Source organism: Amycolatopsis vancoresmycina, from assembly GCF_000716785.1.
Lineage (GTDB): Bacteria > Actinomycetota > Actinomycetes > Mycobacteriales > Pseudonocardiaceae > Amycolatopsis > Amycolatopsis vancoresmycina.
Map to the genome: position 1 here is coordinate 53,775 of NZ_JNYY01000030.1, position 17,267 is coordinate 71,041.

15 protein-coding genes are annotated in these 17,267 nt (G+C 70.6%); 11 read left to right on the forward strand and 4 right to left on the reverse strand.

All coding sequences use genetic code 11. The features are described from left to right. Positions 1–73 precede the first annotated feature (73 nt). From aroF to OO60_RS41360, 3 genes are read left to right on the forward strand one after another with little or no spacing between them, the layout of a single operon-like run. Entirely contained in the window at positions 74–1,108 is a 1,035-nt protein-coding gene (aroF, locus tag OO60_RS41350; RefSeq protein ID WP_205624180.1) for a 3-deoxy-7-phosphoheptulonate synthase, read from the forward strand. Between the two features lie 57 nt (positions 1,109–1,165). Next, positions 1,166–1,669 carry an SRPBCC family protein gene (locus OO60_RS41355; protein WP_003086666.1) on the forward strand — a complete coding sequence of 168 codons (504 nt, stop codon included), beginning with the start codon at positions 1,166–1,168 and terminating at the stop codon, positions 1,667–1,669. Between the two features lie 8 nt (positions 1,670–1,677). Beyond that, positions 1,678–2,889 carry a cytochrome P450 gene (locus tag OO60_RS41360; RefSeq protein ID WP_033263415.1) on the forward strand — a complete coding sequence of 404 codons (1,212 nt, stop codon included), beginning with the start codon at positions 1,678–1,680 and terminating at the stop codon, positions 2,887–2,889. 54 nt (positions 2,890–2,943) lie between these two features. Here the strand turns inward: OO60_RS41360 and OO60_RS41365 are convergent, their stop codons facing one another. Then, positions 2,944–5,118: a molybdopterin oxidoreductase family protein gene (locus tag OO60_RS41365; protein WP_003086660.1), complete on the reverse strand. Its 2,175-nt coding sequence runs from the start codon at positions 5,116–5,118 to the stop codon at positions 2,944–2,946. Between the two features lie 88 nt (positions 5,119–5,206). Next, positions 5,207–6,637 carry an FAD-dependent oxidoreductase gene (locus tag OO60_RS41370; RefSeq protein WP_003086657.1) on the reverse strand — a complete coding sequence of 477 codons (1,431 nt, stop codon included), beginning with the start codon at positions 6,635–6,637 and terminating at the stop codon, positions 5,207–5,209. A gap of 191 nt (positions 6,638–6,828) precedes the next feature. Between OO60_RS41370 and OO60_RS41375 the strand changes: the two genes are divergently transcribed. Together OO60_RS41375 and OO60_RS41380 are read left to right on the forward strand one after the other, a co-directional pair. After that, positions 6,829–7,599: an SDR family NAD(P)-dependent oxidoreductase gene (locus OO60_RS41375; RefSeq protein ID WP_033263416.1), complete on the forward strand. Its 771-nt coding sequence runs from the start codon at positions 6,829–6,831 to the stop codon at positions 7,597–7,599. Positions 7,600–7,908: 309 nt separating this feature from the next. Next, complete coding sequence (locus OO60_RS41380) at positions 7,909–9,372, forward strand: multicopper oxidase family protein (protein WP_033263417.1); 1,464 nt, start codon at positions 7,909–7,911, stop codon at positions 9,370–9,372. Between the two features lie 108 nt (positions 9,373–9,480). Here the strand turns inward: OO60_RS41380 and OO60_RS41385 are convergent, their stop codons facing one another. Both OO60_RS41385 and OO60_RS41390 read right to left on the reverse strand, forming a co-directional pair. Beyond that, the gene (locus tag OO60_RS41385) at positions 9,481–10,035 is read right to left on the reverse strand and encodes an NUDIX domain-containing protein (protein ID WP_003086649.1); all 555 of its coding nucleotides are present in this window, start codon (positions 10,033–10,035) and stop codon (positions 9,481–9,483) included. A gap of 9 nt (positions 10,036–10,044) precedes the next feature. After that, the gene (locus tag OO60_RS41390; RefSeq protein WP_003086646.1) at positions 10,045–11,205 is read right to left on the reverse strand and encodes a DegT/DnrJ/EryC1/StrS family aminotransferase; all 1,161 of its coding nucleotides are present in this window, start codon (positions 11,203–11,205) and stop codon (positions 10,045–10,047) included. Positions 11,206–11,413: 208 nt separating this feature from the next. Between OO60_RS41390 and OO60_RS41395 the strand changes: the two genes are divergently transcribed. The 6 genes from OO60_RS41395 (at position 11,414) to OO60_RS41420 (ending at position 17,252) form a co-directional block, all read left to right on the forward strand. Then, complete coding sequence (locus OO60_RS41395) at positions 11,414–12,811, forward strand: nucleotide sugar dehydrogenase (RefSeq protein WP_003086644.1); 1,398 nt, start codon at positions 11,414–11,416, stop codon at positions 12,809–12,811. Next, entirely contained in the window at positions 12,811–13,797 is a 987-nt protein-coding gene (locus OO60_RS41400) for an NAD-dependent epimerase/dehydratase family protein (RefSeq protein WP_033263428.1), read from the forward strand. The genes OO60_RS41395 and OO60_RS41400 overlap by 1 nt, the downstream gene beginning before the upstream one ends. Before the next feature lie 38 nt (positions 13,798–13,835). Next, entirely contained in the window at positions 13,836–15,059 is a 1,224-nt protein-coding gene (locus OO60_RS41405) for a class I SAM-dependent methyltransferase (RefSeq protein ID WP_033263418.1), read from the forward strand. 208 nt (positions 15,060–15,267) lie between these two features. Continuing rightward, positions 15,268–15,696 carry a DoxX family protein gene (locus tag OO60_RS41410; protein ID WP_003086637.1) on the forward strand — a complete coding sequence of 143 codons (429 nt, stop codon included), beginning with the start codon at positions 15,268–15,270 and terminating at the stop codon, positions 15,694–15,696. A 193-nt stretch (positions 15,697–15,889) separates the two neighbouring features. Continuing rightward, positions 15,890–16,948, forward strand: coding sequence for a sigma-70 family RNA polymerase sigma factor (locus OO60_RS41415; RefSeq protein WP_003086633.1), 1,059 nt, complete (start codon positions 15,890–15,892; stop codon positions 16,946–16,948). Continuing rightward, positions 16,935–17,252 (forward strand): hypothetical protein, encoded by a 318-nt coding sequence (locus OO60_RS41420; RefSeq protein WP_003086630.1) that lies wholly within the window; start codon positions 16,935–16,937, stop codon positions 17,250–17,252. Before OO60_RS41415 ends, OO60_RS41420 begins: the two co-directional genes overlap by 14 nt. The last annotated feature ends 15 nt before the right edge of the window (positions 17,253–17,267 follow it).

The window sequence follows — 17,267 nt, forward strand, 5'->3', positions numbered from 1 at the left end:
GCAGCAGACCCGCCGCCGGCGCCCGCCGGCGGCGGCCGTAGCGCTGGAGGGTGCGGAAATCATGGTCATCGTCATGGCTGTCGACGCCACGGCCGGGAACGTCGAAGCGGTCGTCGACCGGGTGACGGCGGCGGGCGGCGAAGCGTTCGTCAGCCGCGGGGTGAGCCGGACGGTCATCGGCCTGGTCGGCGAGGTCGACCGGTTCGAGGCCCTCAACCTCGGCGGGATGCCGGGGGTGCGCAGCGTCACCCGCATCTCCGCCAAGTACAAGCTGGTCAGCCTGGAGCACCACCCGGAACGGTCCACGGTGCACGTCCGCGGCGTGCCGATCGGACCGGACTCGGTCACCCTGATCGCCGGCCCGTGCGCGGTGGAGACGCCGGAGCAGACCCTGGAGGCCGCGCGGATGGCCCAGGCCGCCGGCGCGACCCTGCTGCGCGGCGGTGCGTTCAAGCCGCGCACGTCGCCGTACGCGTTCCAGGGGCTCGGCGAGCTCGGCCTGCGGATCCTGGCCGACGTCCGCGCCGAGACCGGCCTGCCGGTGGTCACCGAGGTGGTCGCCGCGCACGACGTCGAAATGGTCGCCCGGTACGCCGACATGCTGCAGATCGGCACGCGCAACATGCAGAACTTCGGGCTGCTGCAGGCGGTGGGCGAGGCGGGCAAGCCGGTGCTGCTCAAGCGCGGCATGAGCGCCACCATCGAGGAGTGGCTGATGGCGGCGGAGTACATCGCCCAGCGCGGCAACCTCGACATCGTGCTGTGCGAACGCGGGATCCGCACGTTCGAGACCGCCACCCGCAACACCCTCGACATCTCCGCCGTGCCCGTGGTCCAGCGCCTTTCGCACCTGCCGGTGATGATCGACCCGTCGCACTCCGGCGGGCGGCGCGACCTCGTGCTGCCGCTTTCGCGCGCGGCGGTCGCGGTGGGTGCCGACGGGGTGCTCGTCGACGTCCACCCGCACCCCGAAGAGGCCCGGTGCGACGGTCCGCAGGCGCTGGTCGCCGACGACCTGCGCGTCCTGCAGCGGTCCCTGCTGGACCTCGCCTCGGTGCTCGGCCGGAAGGGGCCGGCGCAGTGGAGCCCGCGGCGGCTGGCCGGCTGAACCCCAGGTCCGCACGCTCGAATGTTCCGTGCACAAAGGAATTCCGGCTACCTTGCGATGACGGTTCCCATCGATCCCGCGGAGTTCCTCGTGACAATCAAGCCGAAGCACACGATGTACCAGACCACCGTGCTCGACGCCGACCCGGACACGGTGTGGGCCGAGATCCGCAACGTCCTGAACCTGGTGAAGATCCTGTTCGGGGACACGGTCGGGAACTCGCACTGGGTCGACGGCGGATCGCCGGAACTGGTGCCGTCGCGGTACGAGTTCACGATGCTGCAGAACCAGGGCCTGGTGCAGCAGGAAGTGGCCGGCCGCAACGAGGTGGACCGTTCGCTCACCTACCGCACCCTGGCCCCGGTGCTGTGCCTCTACGACTACGTCGCCACCTACCGCGTCTTCCCGGTGACGAACGAGCCCGGCCGCAGTTTCCTCGAGTACCGCCGGGAGTTCATGGTCACCGACGACGCCGCGCCGGAGATCGTGCAGGGGCTGATGGCCATGATGGACAACCAGATCAGCGTCGTGCGCGACTACTTCGCCCCGCCGCAGCAGTAACGCCGGCCGTGGCGACCACAGTGGACAGTGCGCGCGGTGGCGTCCCCTTCCTGGACGTCACCGCGCCCGGGTTCGGTTTCGGCACACCGGAGGTGGCCGCGGCCCAGGCGGAGAACTGGTACGCGGACAGCCCGGTCGGCCTGCTCGTGCTGCGTTACGCCGAGGGGCACGCGTTGCTGCGCGACCAGCGGCTCGACCACAACGGCAAGCGCTTCATGGAGATGAACGGCGTCACCGGCGGGCCGATCCACGACTGGTTCGTCCCGATGATCATGAACCACGACGGGGCGCACCACCGGCGGCTGCGCGGCCTGGTGGGCAAGGCGTTCACGCCGAAGATGATCGCCGGGCTGCGGCCGTTCATCCGGACCCGGGCGGAGAAGCTGGCGGCCGGCCTGGCCGCGGCCGGGGAGTGCGAGTTCGTCGAGGACTTCGCGAACCCGCTGCCGCTGGCGGTGATGAGCGAGATGCTCGGCGTGCCACCCGAGGACCACGACCTGTTCCACACCTGGACGACCGACATCGGCCTGGTGTTCAGCCTCGCCCTCGGCGGTGACGTCGTGGCCCGCGTGGAGACCGCGCTCGTCGGGCTCGGCGAGTACATCGACGCGCTGATGGCCCGCAAGCAGGCCGCTCCGGCGGCCGACCTCATCTCGGCGCTGGTGGCCGCCCGGGGGGAGGATCCGCTGGTGAGCCCGGCGGAGGTGCGCAACCTGATCATCACCACGGTCTTCGCCGCGCACGACACGACCCGCCACCAGCTCGCGAACGCGATGGTGGCGTTCGCGAGGCACCCGGACCAGTGGCGGCTGCTGGGGAGCCGCCCGGACCTGGCGGGCCAGGCGGTCGACGAGGTGATGCGCTGGCTCCCGTCGTCGCCGACGATCTACCGGTTCGCGGCGGAGGACTTCGAGTACCAGGGCCTGACCATCGCGAAGGACACGTTCCTCACAGTGTGCGTGACGGCGGCCCAGCGGGACCCGCGGGTCTTCGCCCACGGCGGGACGTTCGACATCACGGTGCCCGGCGCGGCCCCGCTGCTGCAGTTCGGCGCGGGACCGCACCACTGCCTGGGCATCGCGCTGGCCAAGGCGGAGCTGGTGGAGGCATTGCCGGCGCTGGCCGCGCGGCTGGGGCCGCCGGCGGTGGCGGGGGAGTTCACCTGGCGGCCGCCGATCGGCATCCACGGGCCGAACTCACTGCCGTTGCGCTTCGGCTGACCACACAAGGAAAACGGGTTGCCGGCTGTCGGCCGGCAACCCGTTTTGCTGTGCTCAGGCCGCGTGCGGGCCGACCGTGACCGGTACGCCGTTGAACACCGCGTTGCCCGACGGCACGTCCACGACCAGCTCGTCGGTCAGCGCGTTCGCGTTGACCCCGGGGTGCTGGGCGGCGACGCGCTGCGAGCTGCCCGCGTGCCCCCAGCCGTGGGGGAGGCTCACCACCCCGGGCATGATCGAGTCGGTCGGCTCGACGTCGACGACCAGCTCGCCCGCCGACGAGCGCACGACCGCCTTCTCGCCGAGCCCGAGCCGGCTGACGTCGGCCGGGTTGACGTGCAGGGTGCAGCGGTTGCTGCCGCCGACGAGCGCCGGGACGTTGTGCAGCCAGCTGTTGTTGGACCGCAGCTGGCGCCGTCCGATCAGCAGCATTTCCGGCACCGGCGCGGCCAGCCGGGCCCGCAGCCGCGCGAAGTCGGCGACGATCGGCTCCGGCGTGAGCTCGATCTTGCCCGACGGCGTGCACACCAGTTCCTTCAGCCGCGGCTCCAGCGGGCCGAGGTCGATGCCGTTCGGCTTCTCCTTCAGCTTCGCCAGCGAAAGGCCGTAGGGGCCGAACTTCAGCAGGGTGTCCAGGATCTGCTCGGGCCCGTCGTCACCCTCGATGGTGGCGCGCAGCGTGGCGACGTCCATGCCCTCGACCGGCGAGCCGGGCATCTGCGTGGCGCCGGTCAGCAGCTGCTCGATGAACCCCTCGTCGACGGCGCCCGCCGGCACCTGCAGCGGCGCGCCGCCCGCGATCAGCGTCAGCCGGGCCAGGATTTCGGCTTCCGACCGCTGGTCGTCGTCCAGCGGCAGCACCGCCGGGGAGTAGCGGGTGTAGTTGCGCACCATGACGATCTGCATCAGGAAGTCGTAGTGCGGCATCTGCAGGATGCGGGGCGGCGGCAGGATCACGTGCGCCCGCCGGGTGGTCTCCGTCAGGTACGGGTCGACGCAGACCATGAAGTCCAGCGAGTCGAACGCCCGCCCGAACCGCGGCCCGTTGGGCGCCGCCACCACCTGGTTGGCGGCGATGTTGATCAGCGCGCGGACCTGGCCTTCGCCCGGGGTCTCGATCTCGTCGGGCAGGGTGGCCGTCGGCAGCTCGCCGAGCACCTCCGGGAAGCCCTTCACGCGGCTGTGCCAGCGGCCGTACTCGAACGGCTGCCCGGTGCGGAACACCTCCAGCGCGGCGGTGCGGGTGAACATCGGGCCGCCGGGGCGGTCCAGGTTGCCGGTGAGGATGTTGATGACGTCGACCAGCCACTGCGTGATGGTCCCGAACTCGACCACCGACCCGCCCATGCGCGAGTACACGACCGCCGTCGGCGCCGCGGCCAGTTCGCGGGCGATCCGCGCGATGTCGGCCGCGGGCACGCCGCACAGCACCTCGGCCGCCGCCGGCGAGAACTCCTCGGTCAGCTCGCGCAACTCGTCGAGCCCGGCGACGTCGAGGGTGACCTTGGCCAGGTTCTCCTGCAGGAGCGTGTGGACGATGCCCAGCAGCAGCACCGAGTCCGTGCCCGGCCGGACGAAGAAGTGCTCGTCGCAGTGCTTCGCGGTGCGGGTGCGGCGCGGGTCGACCACGACCAGCTTGCCGCCGCGCTCGCGCAGCGCCCGCAGCCGCGCGGGCATGTCGGGGGCGCAGAACAGGGAACCGTGCGACTCCATCGGGTTCGCGCCGAGCACGAGCAGGTAGTCGGTCCGGTCGATGTCCGGCACGGCGATGGCGAACGGGTCGCCGTAGAGGTGCGCGCAAGCGACGTGCTTGGGCATGTGGTCGATGGTGCCGGAGGAGTAGACGTTCTTCGTCGCCAGCGACTGGATCAGCGGGATGCGGTACAGGAAGCCGGCCATCGTGTGGTAGGTCGGGTTGCCGAAGTAGACGGCGACCGCGTCCCGGCCGTACTTCTCGATGACGCCGGTGATCCCGCGCTCGACGGCCTCGAACGCCTCGTCCCACGAGGCTTCCCGCCACTCGTCGCCCTCGCGGATCATGGGGTGGCGCAGGCGGTCCGGGTCTTCGTCGAGGCTGCCGAGGCTGGCGCCCTTCGGGCAGATGTAGCCCTGGGTGAACGGGTCGTCGCTGTCACCGCGCACCTTCGTGACGCGGCCGGCGGGGTCGAGGTCGATCTTCAGTCCGCAGACGGCGTCGCAGATGGGACACGTCCGGTGGGCGGTGGTCATCGGTACTCCAGTGGTGGTAACGCCCATACGGGCACGGCCACGACAGTCCCGGAAGGACTGTCGTGGCCGTGGGTGAACAAGGGAACGGTCATGCCGCCTTCGGCAGCTCGGTGGTCCCACCGAACGCCGGCTCGACGCCTTCGGCGACCGGGAACGTGAACTGCTCCCGGCTTTCCTTCGCCGGGCCGAACAGCGACTTCCACAGCACCTTCAGCGCGAAGCCCGGCTTCATCAGCGCCTCCGGCTTCTGGATGAGCCCCGCCGTCTTGAAGTACTCGGCGGTGATGGAGCCGTCGTGGGTGGCCGCGATCTGCACCCGCTTGAGGAACCAGTTGCCCATCTTGACCTTGAACGGCCGCTCGCCCTCGACGCCCGGCAGGCTCAGGTCGATCTGGTTGGTCATCTCCCACGCCTGGTCGATGGCGTCGGTGGCCAGGTCGCGGAAGTAGTCCTGCGGGACCGGCGCGGCCCCGCTGTGCAGGTGCTGGCGCAGCACCAGGGCGCACAGCGCGGCGACGCTCATGCCCTGGGCGTACACCGGGTTGAACGTGGTGACGGCGTCACCGGTGACGAGCAGGCCCTCGGGGAAGCGGCGCAGCTTCTGGTAGTGGCGGCGCAGCGTCGTCGGGAACTTGAACGGCATCGCCTTGTCGACCGGGTCCGCGTACCGCAGCGTGTTGTAGACGTCCTTGACGGGCAGCGCCTTCAGCCACGCCATCAGGCCCTCGTAGTCGGTCGGCGGGTGGTCGCCGAGGATGCCGTAGGTGGTCAGCTCGACCTTGCCGTCCTCGACCAGGAAGAAGACGTTGCCCCGCGGCGCGACGTCGTGCGCGATCTGGTTGATCGCCACGTCGTTCTGGAAGCCGTTGGCGCCTTCGCGCAGGCGGAAGTGCTGCGTGACGTAGCCGAGGTCGATCTTCTTGCGCTCTTCGAACGGCTTCTCGTAGCCGAGCTGCTCCAGCCAGACCGGGGTCCGCGAGCCGCGGCCGGTGGCGTCGACCACCAGGTCGGCCTCGATGACCTCGTCGTGGTCGGTGCCGCGCTTCTGCACGCGGGCGCCGGTGACCTGGCTCTTGTCGGCCGTGGTGGTGAGGCCGAGGATGTCGTGCTCCTCGACGAAGGTCACGTTGGGGAACTGCTGCACGCGCTCGCGGATGAACCACTCGAACATCGGCCGCACCACGCCGAGCGTGGTCAGGCCGGCGTGCTGCTGCTTGAGCCGGTTGCCCCGGGCGTACCAGCGGCAGGAGCCGGACAGGTCGCCGGTCGGCACACCGTAGTCGACCATTTCCTGGGTGAGGCCGGGGAACAGCTCCTCCATCACCTGCACGCCGCGGGCGAGCAGACCGTTGGCCTGGTGGCTCTGCGGGCAGAACCGCCGCACGCCCTTGACGCCGACGAGCTTGTCGCGGTCCACGATCAGGACCTCGTCGTAGGCGTCCGCGAGCACCCTGGCTGCGAACAGGCCGGCAATGCTGCCTCCGAGCACCACCGCGCGGGTCCCAGCTTCCTGGCCCATCGCGGTCACCTCCCTGAATTCGTGATTGACATACCTGAGGGGCCCTCACATCGTGTCGCCGGCGTATTCGGCCGTCCTGCAAGCATCACACCGCCCGCGGCGACAAGCTTCTCTGCCGTTGCGCGATCGAGGCCGGTGACAACGCAATGCGGGAGATGCAAAACGTATGCCGCGGATGTGAATCTTGTTGCATGTCCGAATTCGTAGGTAAGACGGTTCTCATTACCGGCGGTGGGAGCGGCATTGGTCTTGCCACCGCGAAGCAACTGGTCGACGCCGGGGCGAATGTAGTGATCGCCGGACGCCGCGTCGAGCGCATCGAAATCGCGGCGAAGGAGCTGGATCCCACGGGTGACCGGGTGCTCGCCGTGGCCACGGACGTGACCCGCACCGGCGACCTCGACGAGCTGATCAGCCGGATCCGGGATCGGTTCGGCCGGCTGGACGGCGTTTTCGTCAACGCCGGGGTGGCTTACGGCGGCCCGACCGCACTTGTCACCGAGGCCGATTTCGACCAGGTCGCAGCCATCAATTTCAAGGGCGCTTTCTTCACGATCCAGAAGGCGCTGACGCTGTTCGACGACGGCGGCTCCGTCGTGATCAACGGTACCTACCTCGTCCACCGCGGCGTGGGTCCCGCCTCGCTGTACGCCGCGACGAAGGCCGCCGTGAGCAACCTGGCCCGTTCGGTCGCCTCCGACGTGGCCGGCCGGCGGATCCGGGTCAACGCGGTCAGTCCCGGCTACATCGAAACGGAGATGCTCGACGGCCTCGCCCCGACCGAGGAGGCGCGCGAGGCGTTCCGCTCGCAGATCCCGCTCGGCCGGTTCGGCCGGCCCGAGGACATCGCCGAAGCGGTGACCTTCCTGCTGTCGCCGCGGGCGGCCTTCATCACCGGCCAGGACCTCGGTGTCGACGGCGGCCTGGCCACTTCGGTTCCGCTCCACGCGCCGGCCGAGTAGTAACGGTCCGGAGCAGATCGAACACGGAAAGACAGAGATGGGCTCGGCCACGCGGCCGGGCCCATCTCTTTTGCGTGAATCACCGACATCACCCCCGGTATCGGGTTCGTCACTGCCCGGGTGACGGTGTGAAATGAACCGCGCACGGAACGCCAGAATGCCCGCAGCCGTTCGGCCGCGACCATTCCGGTGCATTGATCTTCCGCATCTACGGAGATGCCCACGCCCCTTTGGACCGCAGAGGATCGCCGTGGGGAGCGGCACCGTAATTGATGCCAAGAAGAAACAATGAGCTCCGAGGAGCGGACAATGTTGAACCGAAGAAAACTACTGGGGTGGATGACGGCCGGGGGCGTGGCCGGTGGGGTGGCGCTGTTGCCCTCGGCGCTGAACACGCGGCCGTCCGCGAGCGCGACGGAGCACACCGGGCACGAGCCGGCCGGCTCGGCGGCGGGCGGGGGCCGCGCGGCCGCCGCGCTGGGTGCTTCGTTCACGCAGTGCATGCCGGTCCCGCAGCAGCTGACGCCCGTGCGCCGCAGCGACGGCACCGACGTCTACCGGATTCCCATCAAGACCGCGCAGTACGCGTTCACGCCCGGCAAGCCGACGCCGGTGCGGACCTTCGGCGGCCAGTTCGTCGGGCCGACCATCCGGGCCAAGACGGGCACCCCGGTGGAGGTCACCTTCACCAACCAGCTGGACGTGGTGTCCAACGTGCACCTGCACGGCGCCCACAACGCCGCGGTCGACGACGGCTACCCGATGGACCTGATCGCGCCCGGCGCGAGCCGCACGTACCACTACCCGAACAAGCAGCAGGGCGCGACGCTCTGGTACCACGACCACTCGCACGGTTCCGAGTCGGAGAACGTCTACAAGGGACTGCACGGCTTCTACATCATCGACGACCCCGCGGAAGCCGCGCTCAACCTGCCCAGCGGGCAGTACGACGTGCCGATCATGATCCGCGACGCCCAGATCGACGCCAACGGCACCCTGGTCTGGCCGAGCTCCGTGCCGGACCGCACTACGGTGCTCGTCAACGGCGTGGCGGCGCCGTACTTCCAGGTCGCCGCGCGCAAGTACCGGTTCCGGCTGCTGAACACGGGCAACGAACGCGGGTTCCGGCTCACCCTCGGCGGGCTCCCGATGGTGCAGATCGCCTCCGACGGCGGCCTGCTGCCGGCGCCGGTGACGCGCACGGACATCACGTTCACCTCCGGGGAACGCGTGGACATCGTGGTCGACTTCTCGAACCAGCCGATCGGCTCGAAGTTCGTGCTCTCCGACGTGTCGGGCCCGGTGCTCCGGTTCGACGTGACACGCACCGCGGCCGACACCAGCCGGGTGCCCGCCACGCTGCGAGCCCTGCCGGCGCTGGGGACGCCGACCGTCGAGCGGAACGTCACGATGCGGTTCGACGACTCGGGGAACGTCGGCCTGGTCAACGACCAGGCCTACGACCCGAACCGGGTGGACTTCCAGGTCAAGCGCGGCGCGACGGAGATCTGGAACGTCACCAACACCGACACGGTGTGGGGTGCCCCGCACACGTTCCACCTGCACCTCGAGCAGTTCCGGGTGCTCTCCCGCGACGGCGCGGCGCCGACGCTGGACGACGCGGGCCGCAAGGACACGGTGCTGGTCATGCCGGGCGAAACGATCCGGGTGCAGGCGACGTTCACCGAATACCTGGGGAAGTACCCGTTCCACTGCCACTTCCTGGACCATTCCTCGATCGGCATGATGGCGCAGATGGAAATCGTGCCGTAGCGAGAGTCCACATCGGACAGGCGGGCCCGCCCGCCGGTCCGGCTCGCCAAAGGGCACCGGCACCTGCGGGAAGTCCTTCCCGCAGGTGCCGGTGCCGCGTGCCGACGCTCAGCCGCGCTCGGCGAGCAGGTACAGGCCGTAGGCGGAGACCGTCGAGTTGTCCTTGATCTCGCCGTCGCGGATCATGCGTTCGAACTCGCGCCGGGTGACCCAGCGGTGCCGCATGTCCTGTTCGGACGATTCCCGGTCCGGCGGGCCCGGGGTCAGGTCCGTGGCGACGAAGACGTCGCAGGCCTGCGGGCTCGCGCCGTGCCAGGCGAGCAGGTGGCCCAGGTGGCGCAACGCCCCGGCGCGCAGGCCCGTCTCCTCGGCCAGCTCGGCCCGGGCGAGCTCCTCCTGCGTCCCGGTGCCCCAGTCCGGGAAGCACCCCTGCGGGAACTCCCAGTAGCGCCCGCGCACCGGGTAGCGGTACTGGTCGACCAGGTGGAACCCGTCGTTCTCGGTGGCCATGACCAGCGCGAAGTCGGGCCGCTCGACGACCGAGTAGATCCCCTCCGAGCCGTCCTGGCGCTCGATGCGGTCCTCGTGCACCGCGAGCCACGCGTTGCGGTACACCAGGCGCGTGGACAGCCGGCGGATCGGCGGATCGTCGACTTCGCCCATCACGCCCGCCTACGCGGCCTGGCCGAGGTTCCGTGCCGTGACGCACTCGCGCACGGCGTCGACGACGCGGCGCACGTCGTCGTCGCTCAGCCCCTGGTGCATGGGCAGCAGCAGGGTGCCGGCCGCGGCCGCCTCGGTGTTCGGCAGCGGGGTCGTCCAGCCGTAGGAGGGCACCTGGTGCAGCGGCGGGTACCGGAACGTCGTGTAGACGCCGCGGGCGTAGAGGTCGCGGGCGACGACGTCGCGCAGCTGCGGGTCGAGCTGCACCCAGTACATGTAGTGGCAGGTCCGGTGCCCCGCGGGCAGCCGGGGCGGGCGGCGCAGCCCGGCCAGGCCGGCGAAGCCCTCGTCGTAGGCGGCCGCGACCTCGGCCCGGCGGGCGACGAACTCCGGCAGCCGCTCGAGCTGGACGACGCCGATCGCGCTGAGCACGTCGTTGGTGGTCGACCGGCGGGAGAACGACGTGACGTCGAAGTCCCACCAGCGCGTGCTGGCGCGCATGGCCTGGTCGAAGCCGCTGCGCTGCTCCATGCCCAGGTAGGCCACCTTGGGCGCGCGCGCCGCCAGCTCGGGGTCGCGGACGTAGAGCATGCCGCCGTCGACGGTCACCACGATCTTGCCGTGGTCGAAGCTCCACATGGCGATGTCGCCGAACGTGCCGCACGCCTGGCCGTCCACCCGGGAGTCGACGGCGATGGCGGCGTCCTCGATGAGCTTGACGCCCCGGTCCCGGCACAGCGCGGCGATCGCGACGACGTCGCCGGGGTGGCCGCCGTAGTGCAGGACGATGACCGCCTTGGTGCGCGGGGTCAGCGCGGCCTCGATGTCCGCCACCCGCGGGTTGAGCGAGTGCGCGTCCACGTCGCAGAACACCGGCCGCGCGCCGCGGGAGGCGATCGCGTTGGCGGCGCCGACGAAGCTGATGGACGGCAGGACGACCTCGTCGCCGGGGCCGATGCCGAGCAGGTCCATGGCGATGAACGTGGCCTCGGTGCACGAGTTGACCGACACGACGTGCTCCCGGCCGACACCGATGTGCTCGGCGAAGCGCGTCTCGAACTCGGCGGTGCGCTTGCCGCGGCCGATCCAGTTGCTCTCGAAGACTTCCCGCACCGCGGCGAGTTCTCGTTCGCCGAGACAGGGTTGCATCACGTTGATGAGGTCGTTCATGGGCTCCCCTAGCGACCGGACACTGGTCTCCGACACTCCCACCGCGCCCGCCCGGAGGGCCTCTCCTGGCGTGCGGGTGTGGCGCCTTCCTCCCGGCGTGCTCGATTCCGCTCGGGGCAAGGGAGAAGTGGTCCGCCGCGGCGGCCGTCCGTGACCCTGGGACACAGGCGGCCGGCGGCGCCGACCGCGACATCGATTGGAGACGCGGATGCGATTCCTGTCCGAGAACGAGCCGATCACGGTGGCCGTGATCGGCTTCGGCTACGTGGGCTCGTGCGTTGCCGCGACGCTCGCAGATCGCGGGTTCGACGTCGTCGCGATCGACAGCGACCCCCAGCTGATCGAGGAACTCTCGTGGGGCTACTTCCGGATCGAGGAAGCGGGCCTGCCCGACCTGGTCTTCCGCACCATGGAGGCGGGGAAGCTGCGGGTCACCACCGACTTCGCGGAGACCGCCGCGGCGGACGTGATCCTGATCTGTGTCGGCACGCCGGTCCGCGACGACGGCTCGCTGTCCTCGGAGCAGCTGATCGGCGCCTGCCGTGAACTGCGCAAGCACCTGCGGCGCGGGCAGCTCGTGGTCCTCAAGAGCACCGTCCCGCCCGGCACGACCCGGGAGGTCGTGCTGCCCGAGCTGGAGCGCAGCGGCCTGCGCGGCGGCACCGACTTCAGCCTCGCGTTCACCCCGGAGCGGCTGGCCGAGGGCACCGCGCTCGCCGAGCTGCGTGCGTTCCCGATCGTCGCGGGCGGGTACAGCGAGGCCTGCCAGCGCGACGCCGTCGAGTTCTGGCGGCGCGGCCTGGGCGTCGAGGTGATCCGGCGCGACTCGCTGGAGGCGGCGGAGATCATCAAGCTGGCGAGCAACTGGTGGATCGACCTGAACATCGCGCTGGCCAACGAGCTCGCCAAGTTCTGCGCGATCTACGGCGTCGACGTCCTCGACGTCGTGTCCGCGGCCAACACCATCCCCAAGGGCACCGGCAACGTCAACATCCTGCTGCCGAGCGTCGGTGTCGGCGGCTCGTGCCTGACGAAGGACCCGTGGATGGTGTGGAAGTCCGCCTCGGAGCACGGGGTCGACATCCGGACCGCGGCCACCGGCCGCGAGGTCAACGCCGGGATGCCGGAGTACACCGCCCAGCTGGCGATCGACGAGCTGGTCCGCCAGGGCAAGGACCCGGCGCGGTCCGTCGTCGGCGTGCTCGGCCTGGCGTTCAAGAACAACACCGGCGACCTGCGGGCGACCCCGACCGCGGCAACGGTGAAGGCGCTGCGGAAGGCGGGCGCGACCGTGCGCGTGTACGACCCGCTCGTCGAGGCGAAGCACGTCGAGCCGATGTTCGGGATCGCCCCGTCGGCGTCGGTGGAGGAAACCGTCCGCGACGCCGACTGCATCGCGGTGCTCGCCCTGCACCGCGACTTCGAGAGCATCGACTTCGCCGCCCTGCCGGTGGCGAAGCCGTGCGTGCTGCTCGACGGGCGCGCCTACTACTCGAAGGAGCGGATCGCCGAGCTGACCGCCGCCGGCTACTCCTACCGGGGCGTCGGCCGCGGCAGCGCGCTGCGGGAAACCGAAGGCGGCGTCGAGTGGGCGGAGGCGAGCTGATGGCGGGTCGTGTGTCACGCCGGGTCCTGGTCACCGGCGGTGCCGGGTTCATCGGCCACCACCTCGTGGAGCGGCTCCTGGACCGCGGCGACGAGGTCACCGTCTTCGACGCGGCCGCGCCGCGCGAAGCCGCCGGTGACCGGGTCCGGGTCGTCGAAGGCGACCTCCGGGACATCACCGCGCTCGGCCGGGCCGCGGCCGGCGCCGACGTCGTGTTCCACCTCGCCGCCGTGGTGGGGGTGGACCAGTACCTCTCGCGTCCCCTCGACGTCGTCGACATCAACTTCACCGGCACCCGCAACGTGCTCGAGGTGGCCCACCGCGCCGGCGCCAAGGTCGTGCTCAGCTCGACGAGCGAGGTGTTCGGCAAGAACCCGGCGGTGCCGTGGCCCGAGGACGGCGACCGGGTGCTCGGCTCGACCGCGTCCGACCGGTGGTCCTACTCCTCGAGCAAGGCGCTGGCCGAGCACCTGACGTTCGCCTTCGCGCGCCAGCACGGGCTCGAAGCGACGATCGTGCGCTACTTCAACGTGTACGGCCCCCGCCAGCGCCCGGCCTACGTCGTCAGCCGGTCGGTTCACCGCGCGCTGAACGGGAAGCCGCTCGTGGTCTACGACAAGGGCCGCCAGACCCGCTGCTTCACCTTCATCGACGACGCGGTGGAAGGCACGCTGCGCGCCGCGGAGCACCCGGGTGCGGTCGGCGAGGCGTTCAACATCGGCAGCATGGTCGAGACCACCGTGGGCGAGGTGGTGCGGCTCATCGGCGAGCTGACCGGGATCGGGTCCATTGTGGACGTCGACACCGCGGAAAAGCTCGGAGCGTCCTACGAGGACCTGATGCGGCGCGTGCCGGACAACGCCAAGGCGGGCCGGATCCTCGACTGGCGCCCGGAAACGTCGTTGCGGGACGGGCTGATCAAGACCATCGAGTGGGCACGGGCGAGCGACTGGTGGCTCAACCTGTCCGACAACGGAGCCGTGTGACGGCCGCCGGGCGGTCGCGACAGGACAGTGAGGGAGTTATGGAAGAAACCACTTGCCGGGTGTGCGACGGCGCGGTGAGCGAATTCGTCGACCTGGGCGACCAGCCGACGGCCAACGGCTTCCTGCTGCCCGAGGAGGTGTCCGCGGAGTTCCGGTTCCGGCTCGCGGTCGGCGCCTGCGAAGGCTGCGGCCTGGTGCAGCTGGTCACCGTGGTGCCGCAGGAGTTCCGCTACCACGCGGGCTACCGCTACCACGCGTCCGGCTCGGTGAGCCACCGCGAGCACTTCGCGGCCGACGCGCGGCACTTCCTCGAGGCGGAGCTGACCGGCCCGGACCCGTTCATCGTCGAGATCGGCTGCAACGACGGCGTCATGCTCGGCACCATCGCCGCCGCCGGTGTCCGCCACCTCGGCGTGGAGCCCTCCGGCAACGTCGCGGACATCGCGCGGGAGAAGGGCATCCAGGTGCTGTCCGCCTTCTTCGACGAAGAATGCGCGGTCCGGGTGCACGCCGAGCACGGCCCGGCGGACGTCGTCTTCGGCGCCAACACCATCTGCCACATCGCGCACATCGACTCGGTGTTCCGCGGCCTGGAGACGCTGCTCACGCCGGGCGGGGTGTTCGTGTTCGAGGAGCCCTACCTCGCCACGATCGTCAACGGTATGGCGTTCGACCAGATCTACGACGAGCACGTCTACTACTTCAGTGCCGCCTCCGTGCAGGCGATGGCGGCGAAGTTCGGGTTCGAGCTGGTCGACGCCGAGCGCATCGCCATGCACGGCGGCGAAGTGCGCTACACGATCGCCCGGCCGGGTGCGCGGGTGCCGTCGGCGCGGCTGGCGGAACTGCTGGCCGAGGAGGAGTCGAGCAAGCTCAACGAGCCGGCCACCCTCGCGGAGTTCGGCCGCAACGTCGCACGCATCCGCGACGACCTGGTCGCGCTGCTGCAGCAGCTGCGCGCGGACGGCAAGACGGTCGTCGGCTACGGCGCCCCTGGCAAGAGCTCGACGGTCACCACCTACTGCGGGATCGGCACCGACCTGGTGCCGTTCGTCTGCGACTCGACCCCCGGCAAGCAGGGCCGCCTGCTGCCCGGCTCGCACCTGCCGGTCCGGCCGCCCGCGGACTTCGCCGACCCGTACCCGGACTACGCGCTGCTGTTCGCCTGGAACCACGCCGAGGAGATCATGGCGAAGGAGCAGGCGTTCCGCGACGGCGGCGGGAAGTGGATCCGCTACGTGCCCGAGGTCGAGGTGATCTGAGGCACGAAAGCACGCGGGGCCGTCACCGGAGGAATCCGGTGGCGGCCCTTTTTGCTGCCCGGTTCAGGGCTCTGACCAGGCATTTTATCCCGCCGGGCGGATCTTGCGAAGGTTCCGGCGCGAGCACCGATGATTTTTTCCCGCCCCGGCCGTCGTACTGGGTAGTGGCTGGCGAACACGCCGGACGACGGATACGAGGGAGACCACGATGACCGAACAGAAGCTCGCCACGCGCCAGGCCCCGGCCGAGCCGACCGGGCGTCCGGGCAAGGCGTGGAACATCGTCCTGTGGGTGCTGCAGATCGCCGTGGCGGCGGAGTTCCTCCTGGCCGGCATCGCGAAGGTCACCAGCAACCCGCAGATGGTCGACATGTTCGCCGAGATCGGCGCCGGCCAGTGGTTCCGGGTGGTGACCGGCCTGCTGGAGCTCGCGGGCGCGGTGGGCCTGCTGATCCCGGTGCTGAGCGGCCTGGCCGGGCTCGGCCTGGCGGCGCTGTCGATCGGCGCGACGATCACGAACGTCTTCGTCCTGCACACGAACACCACGATCACCGTCGTGCTGGCCGTGGTCGCGGCCGTGATCGCCTGGGGCCGCCGCGGGCGCACCGCGGAGCTGGCGAACCGGTTCAAGCGCTGAGGGCGGCGGCGCGGTCGTCCCGTCGCCGCCGCCGTCGGCGGGACGATCGCCCGGAGGCCGGTTCTCCGAACGTGCTCAGCCGGTGCGGGAACCGCTCCGTACGGGGGATGACGGCCGAATTGCGGTCCCGGGAGCCGTATCGTTGTGCCCGCGTCACCCAAGTCGTCCACCTGGTTCGAGCACGGAGGATTTCATGAGCACACCGGGAACTCGGCTGGACGAGGAGGACCACACCCTGGTCGCCGCGGCCCTGGCGGGTGACCGTGAGGCCTTCGGCGAGTTCGTCGAACGCTACCGGGCGGCCCTGCAGGTGCACTGCTACCGGATGCTCGGCTCGCTCGACGACGCCGAGGACATGGTGCAGGAGACGTTCCTCCGGGCGTGGAACAAGCGGACCACGTTCGAGCGCCGCTCGGCGTTCCGCTCCTGGCTGTACCGCATCGCGACCAACGCGTGCCTCGACCACCTCGACCGGCGCGCGCGCCAGCCGGTGCCGCACGACCTCGGTCCCGGCGCCGAGGCGGCGACGTCGCCGAGCGAACTGCCGTGGCTGCAGCCGGTGCCCGACCGGCTGCTGGACGCCGTGAGCACGAGCGAGGGCGACCCGCAGGCGGCCGTGGTCGACAAGGAGACGATCGAACTCGCGTTCCTCACCGCCATCCAGTACCTGCCGCCGCGGCAGCGCGCCGTGCTGGTGATGCGCGACGTGCTGGGCTGGCCGGCCAAGGACACCGCCGAGCTGCTGGGGATGTCCGTCCCGTCGGCCAACAGCGGGCTGCAGCGGGCTCGTGCCGCGCTCAAGGAGCACCTGCCGCCGCGGCGCATGGAGTGGGCGCCGGACACCGACCCGACCGAGGCGGAACGCGCGCTGCTGCAGCAGTACATGGCCGCCCACGAGAAGGTCGACCTGGACGCGATCACCGAGCTGCTCTGCGCCGACGCGCGGCTGACGATGCCGCCGCAACCGGTGCTCTACGACGGCCGGGAGACGATCGTGGCGTTCGCCGGTCAGACGCTCGGCGAAGGCCAGTACGGCGAGTTCCGGCTGGTGCCGACCCGGGCCAACCGGCAGCCCGCGTGCGCGAAGTACGTGTGCCGGCCCGGGGACGACGAGTTCCGCGCGCACTCGCTCGACGTGCTGCGCGTCGCGGACGGGCGGGTCGCGGAGATCACCACGTTCGAGCCGGACGTGTTCCCCGCCTTCGGCCTGCCGCCGCTGTTGTCAGTGGACGCAAGAGATGCCGGGCGATGAGCACGGCCCGCTTCCGCTGCTGGACGGGGCGCTGCCGGGGAGCTTCCACCGCGAGGAGGTCCTCGTCCCGCCGGACCCGCCGCGCGTCCTCGCCGGTGCGGAGTGGCCGGACGGGCTGATCGTGGTCGAGCGCGGGGTCCTCGAGGTGACGACCCCGGACGGCGCCACCGCCCGGTTCGACCGCGGTTCGGTGCTGGCCTTCGCCCGGACCCGGGCCGCGACGATCCGCGGCGGCGACGGGGAAGCGGCGGTGCTGGTGGTGATCCGGCGGTGGCCGGTGCAGCGGGTCACCGACACCGCGTGATCGTCCGAAGTGGAC